At 49.9% G+C, this 14,101-nt stretch carries 12 protein-coding genes; 9 read left to right on the top strand and 3 right to left on the bottom strand.

Annotated elements, in window-relative coordinates:
* The 6 genes from MHN33_RS13945 (at position 1) to MHN33_RS13920 (ending at position 10,577) form a co-directional block, all read left to right on the top strand.
* Entirely contained in the window at positions 1-2,394 is a 2,394-nt protein-coding gene (locus MHN33_RS13945; protein WP_239398582.1) for an ABC transporter permease, read from the top strand.
* A gap of 88 nt (positions 2,395-2,482) precedes the next feature.
* Positions 2,483-3,649 (top strand): efflux RND transporter periplasmic adaptor subunit, encoded by a 1,167-nt coding sequence (locus MHN33_RS13940; protein ID WP_239398580.1) that lies wholly within the window; start codon positions 2,483-2,485, stop codon positions 3,647-3,649.
* 15 nt (positions 3,650-3,664) lie between these two features.
* Positions 3,665-6,841, top strand: coding sequence for an efflux RND transporter permease subunit (locus MHN33_RS13935; RefSeq protein WP_239398578.1), 3,177 nt, complete (start codon positions 3,665-3,667; stop codon positions 6,839-6,841).
* Positions 6,842-7,019: 178 nt separating this feature from the next.
* Positions 7,020-7,883, top strand: coding sequence for a hypothetical protein (locus MHN33_RS13930; RefSeq protein ID WP_239398576.1), 864 nt, complete (start codon positions 7,020-7,022; stop codon positions 7,881-7,883).
* A gap of 149 nt (positions 7,884-8,032) precedes the next feature.
* Complete coding sequence (locus tag MHN33_RS13925; RefSeq protein ID WP_343224844.1) at positions 8,033-10,090, top strand: S9 family peptidase; 2,058 nt, start codon at positions 8,033-8,035, stop codon at positions 10,088-10,090.
* An 85-nt stretch (positions 10,091-10,175) separates the two neighbouring features.
* Positions 10,176-10,577 carry a hypothetical protein gene (locus MHN33_RS13920; protein ID WP_239398574.1) on the top strand — a complete coding sequence of 134 codons (402 nt, stop codon included), beginning with the start codon at positions 10,176-10,178 and terminating at the stop codon, positions 10,575-10,577.
* 43 nt (positions 10,578-10,620) lie between these two features.
* Here the strand turns inward: MHN33_RS13920 and MHN33_RS13915 are convergent, their stop codons facing one another.
* Complete coding sequence (locus tag MHN33_RS13915; protein ID WP_239398572.1) at positions 10,621-11,088, bottom strand: Dps family protein; 468 nt, start codon at positions 11,086-11,088, stop codon at positions 10,621-10,623.
* Positions 11,089-11,152: 64 nt separating this feature from the next.
* Here MHN33_RS13915 and MHN33_RS23875 point away from each other — a divergent pair, with 64 nt between their 5' ends.
* Both MHN33_RS23875 and MHN33_RS13910 read left to right on the top strand, forming a co-directional pair.
* Positions 11,153-11,275 carry a hypothetical protein gene (locus tag MHN33_RS23875; RefSeq protein ID WP_275442817.1) on the top strand — a complete coding sequence of 41 codons (123 nt, stop codon included), beginning with the start codon at positions 11,153-11,155 and terminating at the stop codon, positions 11,273-11,275.
* A 283-nt stretch (positions 11,276-11,558) separates the two neighbouring features.
* On the top strand, positions 11,559-11,768 hold the full coding sequence (locus MHN33_RS13910) for a hypothetical protein (RefSeq protein WP_239398570.1): 210 nt from the start codon (positions 11,559-11,561) through the stop codon (positions 11,766-11,768).
* Here MHN33_RS13910 and MHN33_RS13905 read toward each other — a convergent pair.
* Together MHN33_RS13905 and MHN33_RS13900 are read right to left on the bottom strand one after the other, a co-directional pair.
* Positions 11,762-12,367, bottom strand: a complete 606-nt coding sequence (locus MHN33_RS13905; protein WP_239398568.1) for an alpha/beta hydrolase — start codon at positions 12,365-12,367, stop codon at positions 11,762-11,764. The genes MHN33_RS13910 and MHN33_RS13905 overlap by 7 nt on opposite strands.
* A 30-nt stretch (positions 12,368-12,397) precedes the next feature.
* Positions 12,398-12,937, bottom strand: coding sequence for a YaeQ family protein (locus tag MHN33_RS13900; RefSeq protein ID WP_239398566.1), 540 nt, complete (start codon positions 12,935-12,937; stop codon positions 12,398-12,400).
* A gap of 203 nt (positions 12,938-13,140) precedes the next feature.
* On the opposite strand from MHN33_RS13900, the gene ylqF reads away from it, so the two are divergent.
* On the top strand, positions 13,141-14,094 hold the full coding sequence (gene ylqF / locus MHN33_RS13895) for a ribosome biogenesis GTPase YlqF (RefSeq protein ID WP_239398565.1): 954 nt from the start codon (positions 13,141-13,143) through the stop codon (positions 14,092-14,094).
* Positions 14,095-14,101: the final 7 nt, after the last annotated feature.

Here is a 14,101-nt window from a genome sequence, read left to right as displayed (position 1 = left end):
ATGTGGTTAGATATTCAGGATGCTCTAAGGGCGCTCTACAGCCGTTGGCGAATGACGGCATGTTTTACTCTGTTGCTGTCCAGCGCCATGGCAGCGTTACTGGTGGCTGGCGTACTTGCTTTGCAGGCGCATGGTGCGCTGCCATATGAACAGGCAGCGCGGCTGGTCTGGGTCGATGGCGAGCTGCGAAATGCGCAGGGCGAAACCACCCTCAGTGAATCGCTCTCAGCGCCCGCTGCCTGGCGTTTGCATGAGACTCCGGGGTTATTCGACCTGGCCACGCCCGTGTATTACACCGATATGCTCTATGTGAACCATCCGCAGCAACCCCGAATTGCAGCGGCCCTGGTCGAGCCAGGCTATTTTTCACTGTTTAATATGTCACTGCAAAGTGGTCATTATTTCTCTGCTTCATCATTACAGGGTCAGCAGGCGCAAAGCGCGGCACAGGCCGTTGTTAGCGCGCGTTTTGCCCGTCGTTATTTGCCGGATCAAGAAGCAACAGGTCAGGTGATCCAGCTGGACGACCGGCGCTTTCAGGTTGTGGGTATTCTTGCACAGAACAGTCACGAACCTGAGTTATTTCGGGCGGCACAGCAAAGTGATGTGTTTTTACCTTTCTTCAGCCATACTGCGACCGATATTACCCCATTTGCTGATATGGCGATCCGCAATAACCTGATGCTGGTAGGTCGAACCCTGCCTCAGGCCAACACGGTCTTGCAAACACAGGCCTTGCAACTGAGTGCGGATATTAAAGCGTTATCCAGGCAGTATGGCTTTGGTGATACCACGCTCAAACTGACCCTGCGTCCGCTCGACAGCAAGCTTAAGGGGGCACTGCAGGAAATGGGCACATGGTTGTTGGGGGCGGCGCTGGGCGTGGTCACAGTGACCCTGTGTAATTTGTTTGCATTATATCTGCTGGATTTTAAAAGCCGCCAGTCGCAGTTGGCACTGCATCTGGCTCTGGGGGCCCGTCCATCCCATCTGTTCCGCCAGCTGCTGTGCCATGCGGTGGCCCTGTTTGCGTTATCGGCTTTAGCCGCGACGGCACTGGCACCGGGGTTGCTGGCGTTAGTGCAATATTGGGGTGAGGAGGTGCTGGGCAGTATTACCTGGTTGCACTTGTCCTGGTCTGCCTATCTGGGCATGTGGCTGGTGGCGTTACTACTGGCCTGGGGGTTTGCCCGTAGTGTGTTTGCCTTTGTTGAGCTGCGTAGTTTGAGGCAGCAATTGAGTGGCTCAGGCAAAGGTCAGGTAAAGCAGTTACCAGGCTGGCTGAGCCAGTTGCTTATTAATGCACAGCTGGCGACAGGCATGGTGGTTCTGTGTTTCAGCCTCTGGTTGTTAAGCTATTACGGCGCCCAGATGAGCAAAGCGCAGGGGTTTGATGACACGGGATTAATACAGGTACAAATGCAACAGCTGGACTTTGAACGTAGTGAACAAAAAGCACGGGCCAGACGCCTGCTCAGTGAGGCCAATATTGACACGCTGCTGGCCCAACCCCAGATAGCTGCGGTGAGCTTGTCTGCTAACCATCCGCTGGAAATGTCCTGGGTGGAGCCTATCAGTGCGGTGCCAGATAGTGCGCGGCAGTTGACAGCCTTTGGGCAATGGAGTGGTGTGGGCTATTTTGCCACTGTCGGGCAACGGGTGCTGGCAGGGACGGAATTTAGTGCTGAGCAGCTGACGCTGGATGCCCCTGCTGAAGTGGTGATCATTAACCAAGGCCTGGCAGGCAAGCTCGGACTGACGCTGCAAGACGTCGGAGTCACGTTGTACTCGCGCAATCAGCGTCCGGTTAGGTTGCAGGCCATCGTAGAAGATGTGTACTCCCCCGCGCTGGGGACCCCGGACATTGTTTATCTGCCGCATAACTTTTTTATCAATAACCTGATGATCAGGCTGGCACCGGGGCAGTCACTGCTAAAATCTGATCTGAATGCGCTGCTGCGCGTACAAGATACCAGGCAAAGTGTATTTCAGTTGAGTGACATGACAGCGCGCTCAGCAGCCATGAGTAAATCGGCCAGACTCAGTGCATACACAGGTATTGCGCTGAGTAGTTTGATGGTGATACTGGTTGGGACTGGCTTGTACGGCGTACTGGGATATCTGGCATTGTTGTCGGCACCAGTATGGCGAATAAAGTGGCAACTTGGTGCTAAGACGGGCACGCTGATAAGAGAACACCTGATTGGTCGGGTTTGCAAGGTCTTACCAGTTGCCTTTGTGTCATTATTGTTACTCTTCGGGGTGTGCTGGGTGTTTAAAATGGCGTTTACTGGTCTGCTAAGCAGCTTTGTGGTGGCCGTTACTCTCATGTTTTTAATGGCTTTATTGCTGGATTACTACCACACCATCAGACAGCTGAAAGATTTTTGCTAAATCAGTAACAGATTCTTACAAATGTCACGTTATTGAACGTCTCTATATTGGTAAGATAGGCGGTAGGAAAATTTCAATAGGTAAAGTCATGAAAGCACAAGCACTAAAATGGATCTTTCCCTTTGTGGCGTTGGGCCTTGGGGTGGCAGGCTTTGCAGCCGTCAACGCGGTCGCAAAAAGCGAGGAAGAAAAACAGGTTGTTGATACACGTCCTGTTGTACAGGTCGAATCCGTTCAGGCACAGGATCATCAGGTTTTAATCCAGAGCTACGGCGAGGTGATGCCGCTTGAAACAACCCAGTTATCTGTTCAGGTTGCCGGAGAAGTGGTCTACTGGCATCCCAGCTTTGTTGCAGGGGGCGTGGTCGCTAAAGGTGACACATTACTCAGTATTGAAAAGGACAATTATGAAGCGGCCGTATTACAGGCTGAAGCTCAGCTGGCAAGTGCTGAAGCAGCACTGATCGAAGAGCAGGCACAGGCGGACGTGGCGGCAGATGAAGCTAAGCGCTTCCCAAACAAAAAACATACCGACTTGTTTTTACGTAAACCACAAGTGATGAGCGCAAAAGCGGCCGTTAAGTCGGCCAAGGCGGCATTAATGCGCGCCCGGCGCGATCTGGAAAACTGTGATGTGGTTGCGCCGTTCAATGGTTTGATTGTCTCTCGTGACGTCGGCCTGGGCCAGTTTGTTTCAACAGGTAGCGTGGTTGCAAGGTTGAACAATATTGAGCAGGCTGAAGTGGTGATCCCCATTGCCGGCTTTGACTCTGTGTTTTTGCCTGAAACCGTGGGGGGAACTAAAGCAACTGTGTTCAATAAAGGGGTTAATGGCTTTACCCGCGAAGCACAGATCCACCGTGATCTGGGCACCGTTGATACCCAAACACGGATGAGCAATCTGGTGGTCCGTATTGATGATCCCTATGCGCTGAACAGCGACCAGCCCAAAGTGAAGTTTGGCACTTATGTACAGGTGAGCTTTTTAGGTAAAACGCTCAAACAAATTTATCGCCTGCCTCAGGAGTTGATCAATAACCAAACAGTATGGTTGCTCAATGACAACGCCGAACTTGAGCCTCGTCAGGTGCAGGTGGTCCGTGAGGAAGGTGAATACTTCCTGGTTGGCGCTGGGCTAAGCAACAGTGACAAAGTGGTTGTCACCTTACCTGAATATCCACAACGCGGTATGGCGGTGAAAGTAGCAGGTGCTGACGAGTCAACAGAGCAGGGCGCTGGCCTGGAAAAGCTGTAACGGCAGGGATGGATTATGAGTGAACAACACACACCTAAGCAAACGGGGCTGATAGCGTACTTTGCACATAACTCAGTCGCTGCAAACCTGATGATGGGGTTTATCCTGATCATGGGGATTATCAGCTACTTTACTATCCAACGGCAGATGTTTCCGAGCATTGAGCTCAATCTAATCTCGGTGAATGCAACTTATCCGGGGGCATCTCCTCAGGAAATTGAAGAGAGTATCCTGATAAAAGTAGAAGAAGCGCTCAAGGACGTGACAGAGATTGATAAGGCTGTTTATCGCGCTTATCGCAACGGTGGCAGTGTTCAACTGGAAATAGACACCAGTGCCGAGCTGGCAGACGTTGCCGATAAAGTACGCTCTCGGGTCGATGGTATTGCCACTTTCCCTGCATCGATGGAACCTATTCGCGTACAACAAATTGAGTTTACTCAGGATGTTGTGCAGATGGCATTGGTGGCTGATCTGCCGCTAACACAGCTGAAACCTCTGGCCAAAGAAATCGAAGACGAGTTGTTGCAATTATCTAATATCTCTCTGGTCGACCGTAATATGCCAGAATACGAAATTGCCATAGAAGTTGACCCGGATGCGCTGCGCCGTTACAACATGTCGATGTCAGATGTCGCGGCTGCCATTAGCCGTTACTCAACCAATGTGTCAGCTGGTCAGATCCGGACCAATGCGGGCCTGATCTCTGTGCGGGTCGAAAATCAGAAATATCGGGGTAATGAGTTCCGCCGTATTCCAGTTAAAGTGGGGGCGAACGGCGCTAAGGTGCTCTTGCAGGATGTCGCAGACATTAAAGATGCGTTTATAGAAGGTGAATTTTACTTCAAACTCAACGGCGTGAATGCCGCTTATCTGTCGGTGAAAGCCACCAATGATCAAAATATGGTGCCCATTGCCAAAACCATTCACTCCTACATTGATGCGAAAAATAAAACGCTGCCTGAAGGGGTAGAATTAACCGCTTTCGTGGACATGACATATTATCTGGAAGCACGTCTGGCAATGATGAAGAAGAACATGTTTCAGGGGGCGGTTCTGGTTGCCATCATGCTGAGCATCTTCTTGCGCTTTAAGCTCGCGTTTTGGGTGATGGTCGGCCTGCCTGTGTGTTTCCTGGGTGCCATTATGCTGATGCCGGTATTTGGCATCAGCATGAATATCGTCTCTTTGTTTGCCTTTATTATGGTGCTGGGGATCGTGGTGGACGATGCCATTGTTATCGGAGAGGCAGCCTATACTGAAATTGAGCGCAAAGGGCCCGGCGTGAATAACGTGGTTATAGGTGCCAAACGGGTGGCGACCCCGGCCACATTCGGAGTTCTGACGACCATGGCCGTATTTGCGCCTATGGTGATGTCCAGTGGCCCGGAGGCGGCCTTCTTTAAGTCGATTGCGGTTGTGGTGATGCTGTGTCTGGCCTTCAGCCTGATTGAATCCAAGTGGATCCTGCCTGCGCACATTGGCCATACTAAGTTTTCGCCAATGCGTGAAGGGAGCTGGCGCGCAAAGTTCAATAAGCGTTTCTTTGCCTTTGTGAACGGGCCTTACCGCAACCTGGTCGAAACCTGTGTGCAGTGGCGCTGGACGGTACTGTGTGGCTTTGTAGGTATGCTGATACTAAGTGTTTCGCTGATCACTTCTAATCAGGTTCGATTCGTCGCGATGCCTAAGGTACCGCACGATTATCCGATGGTGAAACTGACACTGAACGATAACGCCTCGGACTCGCAGACACTTGAAGCTCTGAGCACCATAGAAAACATGATGTTGAAAGTGGAAGCCGAGATTGAGCAGGAATACGGTCAGGGCATGATCAAGGACATCATGGTCTGGAATGAAGGCCGTACCGAAGGAAATGTACTCGCCGTGTTGGTAGAAGAGGATATCCGCCCGTTTGATGCGTTTGAGTTGTCGCGTCGCTGGCGTGAAAACATGCCGGATATTGCGGGTGTGAAATCTTTACTCGTGATTGATGATGTAAATGACGAAGGTCAGGGGCAAGGGGAATTTGGTTACCTGCTGTATGGCCCGGACATCGATACTCTGAATGCCGCTGGTCGCCAGTTTATTGCCATGTTGCAACAAGAAAAGGGATTGTTCGATGTGAGTTCGAGCATTGACCCGGAAAGTAAAGAAGTGCAGCTGGTGCTCAAGCAGGTGGCCTATGATCTGAATCTGAGCCTGTCGGACATTGCCAATCAGGTCGGTATGAGCTTTTACGGCGGTGAAGCACAGCGCGTGATCCGCGATGGTGAAGAAATCAAAGTGATGGTGCGTTACCCGCGCCTGGATCGGGAGGCTTTCTCGTCACTGAAACATACGGTGATCACAACCCCTGAGGGCAAAGACGTGATGCTGGGTGATGTGGTGGAGTTTGTGGAACGTCCGGGTGTAAGCTACATTCGTCGCGAAAACGGCTATCGCACTGTGTATATTTACGGCAATATTGATGAGCAGGTAATTGAACCAAACCAGGTGGTCGAAAACATCAAAGACAACCTGTTGCCTAAACTGATGGAGCAGTTCCCAGAGGTGAAGACCGAACTGGGTGGTGACATCGAAGAAGATCAGGCTCAGGCCAACGAGCAAATGATGTTCTTTATTGCTGGTATGTTCATTGTGTACATCCTGCTGGCGGTGCCGCTTAAGAGCTATGGTCAGCCATTAATCATTATGTCGGTGATCCCGTTCAGCCTGGTCGGTGCCATCTGGGGCCACTGGTTCTTTGGTCTGGATATGAGCATGATGTCGACTTACGGCCTGATTGCCGCAGCCGGTGTTGTAATTAACGATTCACTGGTGATGACTGACTATGTGAACCAGGTAAGAAAAGAGGGCGTGAAGCTTAAAGATGCCGTGGTCGAAGCAGGATGTGCGCGCTTCAGAGCCATTACTCTGACGTCTATCACAACGTTTGCCGGGGTCATGCCAATCATCTTTGAGACCAGCCTGCAGGCCAAGTTTGTGATCCCCATGGCGGTGTCGCTGGGCTTCGCGGTGCTGTTTGCTACCCTGATCACCCTGGTGCTGGTGCCATGTCTGTATATCATTTTGATTGATGTGCGAGCCTTGCTTGTTAAGGTGTTTGCTTTCATCTCAGCGGTGCTTATGGCAATGTTGAACAAGCTGAAGCGATTAATTAACCTTAACGTGGATCAGCGTCCGGGCTAAATACGCATGTTATAAAAAACTGTTCAGAGGCCAGCAATTGCTGGCCTTTTTTATGCGTGCATATTGGCCTATAGATTAAGTGGCTCTCCATAAATTTGTTTCTATTTTGGTTAATTATTATTGAGCAGCTGTTTTTTTTGGTGTTACATTTGCGTTGATTTTAAATAAGGAGATAGTTATGAAATCAACGCTTTTCAAGTCTGGCCTGGCATTGCTGGCAGTGTTCTCATCTTTGTCGGCACTGGCATCACAGCCTTCTATGCCCATGGAGCACGAATATAGAGGGTACTTTTTTGAATCTCAGAATGTTCAGATTAAGGTGGATTTACAGCGGCGAGATAAGTATTCCCCTGTTGAGCGTATCGTGTTTTCCGCAGAGTGTGGCCGTAATCCCGCCCGCTGTACGTCAGATTCGTTTCAGGCACGTATGATGGATGATTTTGTCGCTGCGCTGAAGTACAGAAAATTCTATAAATATGTATTCAGGCCATTTGATCCCTGTGAGCAGCCTGGTTCGGGTTGTACTCCTATGGGTGTCGAGCCATCGGAAGAGGTATCAGAAGCGGGTAATGTGGATATTCAGCGCCGAGGAAGCGGGTACCGCCCAGAGCCACAACCCACTCACCCGGGTATTTTCCAGACGCTTTGGACTAGTATGGCGCAGGCAGCTGGTACTACCGTCGTTTCTGGGGCTGCCGATTACTTAAAGCAGCAAAGCGCTGAAAGGAACGGCAAAAACAAATCCTATTTCATTCCGACGTATCGCAAGGGGTCTCAGAAAATTCCCAGTCTGGTGTGTAAAATTGTGTCAGACGGCTGTGATACGCAAACGGATATTACGATCCGAGATTTAAATAATGGCAAACTCGCCGTGTCGGTGCCAGTTGGTGATGGCTCCGGTCATGGAGACAATCGAGAATACTGGGAAAGAGAGCAAAGTGTCCGGGAGTGGCTAGGTGACATTGAATATAAATGTATTCCTGCCTATACCAATACAGGCGGTGGTCTGGTGCTGCAAATGGTTTGCAGTTATATGAAATAAAACCGCTTTCACTATTTTGAGGCCAGCATTTGCTGGCCTTTTTCTTTTACCGATAGAATCTCTGCGGCTCACAGTGAATTAAATGACATCTCAGGGGTTTATTTGCTATGTTAGGGTCACAATGGTTTTAACAAATTAGGAACACGTGAGTGACCAAAACGCTGACCCCGCCAGTGGCTGAGAAAGTGCCACACACCATGACACACCACCAACATCAAAGGACAGACAACTATTACTGGATGCGTGACGATAAGCGTCAGAATGCCCGGGTATTAGACCATTTACACGCGGAGAACGCCTACTGTGAGGCAATGATGTCGGCGCATAAAGGGCTACAGGCGCAGTTGTTTGAAGAAATGAAGGGTCGCATTGTCAAAGATGACAGCACGGTGCCGGTAAAGGACGGGCGTTTTTGGTATATGAGTGAAGTCCGTGGCGATGATGAGTATTCGCGTCACTTTCGGGGCTGCGACGAAGCTATGAGTGACAAGCAGTTGCTGCTGGATGTTAACCAGCTGGCTCAGGCTTATGAATTCTTTGAACTAGGCGATATAGCCATCAGCCCCAATGACAATCTGCTGGCTTATAGCGAAGATACGGACGGCCGACGTATTTATACGGTGCGCTTTAAAGACTTGCAAAGTGGCGAGATGTTGGCAGATGTACTGACTGAAACCGAAGGAGAAGTGGTCTGGGCCAACGACAATAAAACCGTGTTCTATGTGCGCAAAGACTTGCAGACTCTGCTGGGTTATCAGGTCTATCGTCATATTTTGGGTACGCCACAAAGTGACGACCAGCTGGTGTACGAGGAGCAGGATCGCCAGTTTTATATGGGTCTGGGTAAGAGTCGCGATGAAAGCGAGATTTATATTCATCTGGCTGCGACCGAAACCACCGACATTCTGGCGCTGTCGGCCGATGCACCTCTGGGTGAATTTGCCCCTTTGCTGGCACGTACACCAGGTCATGAATACGGGCTGGATAAGCTGGGTGAGTATTACTATCTGGTGTCAAACCGGGAAGCGAAAAACTTCCGCTTATTGCGTGCCACCAGAGACACGCTGGCTGAGCCACAGCAATGGGAAGAGCTCATTGCACACCGTGAACACATACTGCTTGAAGGCATAGAGTTGTTCCACAGCCACTATGTGGTCACGGAACGTGTGCGCGGCCAGATCCGGTTTGTGGTGCACGACTATGTCGGGAACAGCTATCAGCTGAAATTTGATGACGCCTGTTTTTATGCCGGGCTGGGCTATAACCCTGAGCCCGAAGCCCAGTCTGTGCGAATTTACTATTCAAGTCTGACGACACCAACCAGTATATATGACTTTACACTGGCCGAGGGCAAAAAGACGCTGAAGAAGCAACAGCGCGTGCTGGGCGAGTTTAATTCGGAGCACTATCGCTCTGAGCGTTTGCATATTCGTGTGCGAGATGGCGTTGAAGTGCCTGTGTCACTGGTTTATCGCAAAGACAAATTCAATAAAGATGGCACCAATCCCCTCCTGCAATATGGCTATGGTGCATATGGGATTACCATAGATCCGAACTTCTCCAGCAACACGCTGAGCTTGCTTGACCGGGGTTTTGTCTATGTCATTGCCCATATCCGGGGCTCTGAAATGCTCGGACGTCACTGGTATGAGCACGGCAAAAAAGCACACAAGCAAAACAGCTTTAACGACTTTGAAGACGTCACCCGTGCTTTGGTTGAGCAAGGCTATGGTGCAGCGGATAAGATCTTCGCATCTGGTGGCAGTGCCGGTGGTCTGCTGATGGGAGCCGTTGTGAATCAGGCACCCGAACTATATCGTGGCATTGGTTGCCATGTGCCTTTTTTGGATGTGCTCACGACTATGCTGGATGAGAGTATCCCGCTGACCACCAATGAATACGACGAGTGGGGAAACCCCAATAAAGAGGCGGATTATCACACCATATTGGCGTATTCTCCCTATGACAATCTGCGTGCGGGAGACTATCCTCATATTCTGGTAACAACCGGATTGCATGATTCTCAGGTGCAGTATTGGGAGCCCATGAAGTGGGTGGCCAAACTGCGTGAGTTAAAAACAGACAACAACTTGTTGTTGTTTAAAACCGATATGGACGCCGGGCACGGAGGCGCGTCGGGCCGCTTTAAGAGCCTGCATGAAAAGGCACTGGAAATGGCCTTTTTCATTGGCTTGCTTGAGCCTTGATATACGCGTAATAGCCTGTTGAACGCGATCAACCGATGTGCCAGGGCCTGATGACTCAGGTGACATAACAGGTGGGAGAGCAGACATGTTTGCTGCACATGGAAAATGGCAAATCGACATTGTGCCGCCCGTGATTTTTGTCAACTTGATTGGCGCATTTAATCGTGAAGGGGTTCAGGCATTTGAGCAACAGGCGCTGAGTGAGATCGCGCCTCATCCTGCCGGGGCACTGCAGCGCGTAGTGATTAATCTGACTCAGTGTGAACTGGTAACTGCAGACAGTCTGGCTGCATTGCAGGCGTACTTTGCAGATGTGGCCCAGCGGGGTTATCAGGAAATTGATTTTATTGGTGTGAATACGCTGTCTCGCCAGCTTTTGACGCAGTTGTGGCAGATGCAACCAGTGAAAGTGCTGTTTTATCTTGATGCCGATGCATATCTGGTTCAGCATCCCCATTATCGAGATGCTACTTCGTGGCTCAGCTGATCAGCATCTTTGAGGTGGAGGAAGTGCCCTCCACCTGAGGTGACTATGCCAGGTAAGCTTTAAGCATCCACACCAGCTTTTCCTGCTCTTTGATGTAGTCGCTCATCATGGCTGCCGTTCCTTCATCGCTGGCATCGCCGGCTTGTTCCAGAATGTCGCGCTGCATTTTGATTAACGTGGTAAAGCCATCCAGTAAGCTCTTTACGGCTTCCTGACCATCACTGATCCCTTTCGCTTCATTGATTTTACTGTGCGCCAGATAATCGCTGAAGGCATGTAAAGGGATACCTTCAATGGTCAAAATACGCTCTGCGATTTCATCGACCTGAAGTAATAGCTGGTTGTATATTTCTTCAAATTTAACGTGTAACTCGAAGAAGTTACGGCCTTTGATGTTCCAGTGAACACTGCGGGCGTTCATGTATTGGATTTGGTAACTACTTAACAGGGTATTGAGGTTGCTTACCAATGCCTGACTTTTCTGACTGTCTAATCCAATGCTGTTGCTCATCGTTTACTCCTGTACTGTGGTTAAAAAGAAGACGCGTCTGCGGTGCGTCTGATTGATTATTAGTGTGACTAAAAAGGCGGCAGATGCCAAATGGGAAAAGTCGATTGCAGGTATCGACAGAATTGAAGGCGCTGCTTTACTGACCGCGACACACTATGAGAAAAAATCTTACACAACAGCGGCTTAATCCCCACTTAATAATGCTTAAAGTTTGCCACTTTGACGAACACAGCGATAACAACGCACACGAAGTTGATCTACCTCAAATGGCAAATGGGTTGCTTTTTCGCTGCTCTGGCTCTTTGATTTAGGTCAAAATTTCCGCGATTTAGACGCGCATAATGAGTCTAACAGGCACAGAGAGCTGGTTTCATTTGAGGTTCGCTGAAGCAGACATCTGAGCCATTTAGTTAGGTTTTTATTTAGGCGTGTCAGAGCACAAAAACGGTGCAGCACCCAAGGAGCGTATCATGCAAGGTAAAACCCCTTCTCAACATAAATCTGAAATCGCCGTTGTCGTGATTGCATTATTGACCTTTGTCGTTGGTCTGGTTGGTCATCTGGCAGGGGCCAGTTATGCGAACTCAGATGCATTTGGTTATATTGCTGCACCGATTCCGCTGATTGTGGGCATCATCGCGGTGGTTGCGTATAAAATAGCAGCGAAAGGCGATCACTGATCGCGTTTGAGCACCTCGACGATGTAATCGAGTACAGCACGAGAATAAATTAAGGTCGTATGGCTGAGGCGAAAGATCTTGTGCTCGGCCATACCCTGTAGTGTGGTTTCATCCAGCAGCACAGTACCATCCGAGCGGCTACCCTTTTTTAATAGTGGCATCAGACCAATCGGCAGATCTCCGGCAATGCTATACAGCTTGGCTTTAAACGGCCAGTTTTGCCGCTGGCTGAGCAGATACTCCACACTGTTTTTGAGCAGCATATCGAAGCCATGCTCATGCATATGTTTGGCAATGTAGCTGCCTTTATGTGGTGTGCCCAGGGTGATCACTTTGTGGATGGCAGTGCTGGCCTCTGAATTGTGAGTAAGGTAATCCCGGGCCACCAGACCGCCCATGGAGTGACAGACCAGCGCGGCATCCTGGCCCGCAACAAACGCATCAATCTGCTCAAAGATAGCTTGCCTGTCGGGTGTTAGCGTGTTGTAGCTGAGATTGAGGATCTCAAAGCCGAGTTTTTCCAGACGCTCGCACAGCGGGCGCATGACAAACCCTGACATATATAATCCATGTAATACGACGATTCTGGTTACTGCCATTGTGTTTACCTCTTGTGCATCCGGGTGAGCTTACCCCTGCAGTCTTTCTGGGATCAGATGCACGCTGTGTTGTTCATCACTGAACCAAATTTCGCCGTCCTGTACTGTGACTGTCAGTGCCATGGTACGGGTCAACATCTCAGCCATTACGCTGGTGGCGCTATAAGGCAGGCTGATGATCCTGAGGTTACTATACTGGCGCAGTGTATTTTGGTGCTTTTGCCACCAGGGGCCCTGATTGTTCTCACCATAGGTATAAAGTACCACTTGTTTGGCCCGATTGCTGGCTTTTTTCAGCCATTTTTCTTCTGGTAAGCCAACACTGAGCCACAGCTCGATTTCGTCACTGTAATTTTTCAGCCAGATATCCGGCTCATCTTCGACGCACAACCCTTTACTGAAACTGAGCCCATCCTGGTATTCCAGCGCAAACGCCAGTAGCCGCACCATCACGCGTTGGGCATTTTCTGACGGGTGTTGTGCCAGTGTGACACTGATGTCCTGATATACATGACGGTCCATATCGCTGAGCGAGAGGTTGGCCTTTAAAATAGTTGATTTGAGTGCCATTGCCTGTCCAATTAAGCAAAAATGTCATTATATCGGTAAATGCATAGTTTGTGCGGGGAAAGTGAGGCTGTATCTTTGATCCCTCAATATCCACGTTTATAGTACACTATGCGTTATTCATGTGTCGTATGGCCGGGTAAAGTAGATAGTGTGTGCCCTGGTCGATGAATCAGACACAGCCAGATTTAATAAGGTAGAAAACGATGAGCAGAACAGGTATCCAGTGGTTTCCCGGACATATGAACAAGGCGCGCAATGAGATCAAAGAGATCATGCCGCAGATGGATGTGATTATTGAAGTACTGGACGCCCGTATTCCTTATAGCAGTGAAAACCCCATGGTGGCACAGCTGCGCGGTGATAAGCCGGTCATCAAAATTCTCAACAAAGCCGATCTGGCCGACCCCGAACTGACCCAGGCCTGGATGGCGTATTTTGAGCGTGAAGACGGGGTGAAAACTCTGGCGTTTGGTCATGACAAAGGCAATGAAGTACAACGGATCAATGCGTTGTGTAAAAAGCTGGCACCGCAAAAGGTCGGTCAGGATAAGCAGCTTAAAGCCATGATCATGGGCATTCCCAATGTTGGCAAATCGACACTGATCAATATTCTGGCCGGGCGTATCGTCGCGAAAACGGGCAATGAACCGGCGGTGACTAAGGCCCAGCAGCGCATTAAGCTCGAAGACGGCATAATGCTGTACGATACACCGGGCATGTTATGGCCCAAAGTAGAAAACGAAAATTCGGGCTATCGTTTGGCCGCGACGGGTGCTATTCGTGATACCGCTATCAATTATGAAGAGGTGGCCAGTTACACCGCCGAGTACCTGTTGCAGGCGTATCCTAAGCTGTTACAGGCACGCTATAAAATTGATGAGCTGCCCGACTGTGACTGGACCTTTATTGAAATGGCCGGGCGTAAGCGTGGCTGTATTCGCGGCGGTAATCAGGTAGATACCCATAAAATGTCGGAGATCCTGATCAATGAGCTACGCGATGCCGTGATTGGTCGTATTACCATGGAAACACCGCAGATGCGCGATGAGGAAGAGGAAATGGTGGCTCAGCTGCGCCTGGCGGCAGAAGCGAAGAAAGCGGCCAAGGAAGAAGAAAAACGTCAGCGCCGTGCCCGAGCGCGTAAAAATCGTCGTTAAGTTTTGT

This window comes from Pseudoalteromonas sp. OOF1S-7 (assembly GCF_022347765.1).
GTDB lineage: Bacteria > Pseudomonadota > Gammaproteobacteria > Enterobacterales > Alteromonadaceae > Pseudoalteromonas.
The sequence above is the reverse complement of the archived record's forward strand: the minus strand, read 5'-3'. Positions and strand labels throughout refer to the sequence as shown.

Coding starts and splice junctions, on each gene's coding strand:
- MHN33_RS13945 (WP_239398582.1), top strand. CDS start 1: ATGTGGTTAGATATTCAGGATGCTCTAAGGGCGCTCTACAGCCGTTGG.
- MHN33_RS13940 (WP_239398580.1), top strand. CDS start 2,483: ATGAAAGCACAAGCACTAAAATGGATCTTTCCCTTTGTGGCGTTGGGC.
- MHN33_RS13935 (WP_239398578.1), top strand. CDS start 3,665: ATGAGTGAACAACACACACCTAAGCAAACGGGGCTGATAGCGTACTTT.
- MHN33_RS13930 (WP_239398576.1), top strand. CDS start 7,020: ATGAAATCAACGCTTTTCAAGTCTGGCCTGGCATTGCTGGCAGTGTTC.
- MHN33_RS13920 (WP_239398574.1), top strand. CDS start 10,176: ATGTTTGCTGCACATGGAAAATGGCAAATCGACATTGTGCCGCCCGTG.
- MHN33_RS13915 (WP_239398572.1), bottom strand. CDS start 11,088: ATGAGCAACAGCATTGGATTAGACAGTCAGAAAAGTCAGGCATTGGTA.
- MHN33_RS13910 (WP_239398570.1), top strand. CDS start 11,559: ATGCAAGGTAAAACCCCTTCTCAACATAAATCTGAAATCGCCGTTGTC.
- MHN33_RS13905 (WP_239398568.1), bottom strand. CDS start 12,367: ATGGCAGTAACCAGAATCGTCGTATTACATGGATTATATATGTCAGGG.
- MHN33_RS13900 (WP_239398566.1), bottom strand. CDS start 12,937: ATGGCACTCAAATCAACTATTTTAAAGGCCAACCTCTCGCTCAGCGAT.
- ylqF (WP_239398565.1), top strand. CDS start 13,141: ATGAGCAGAACAGGTATCCAGTGGTTTCCCGGACATATGAACAAGGCG.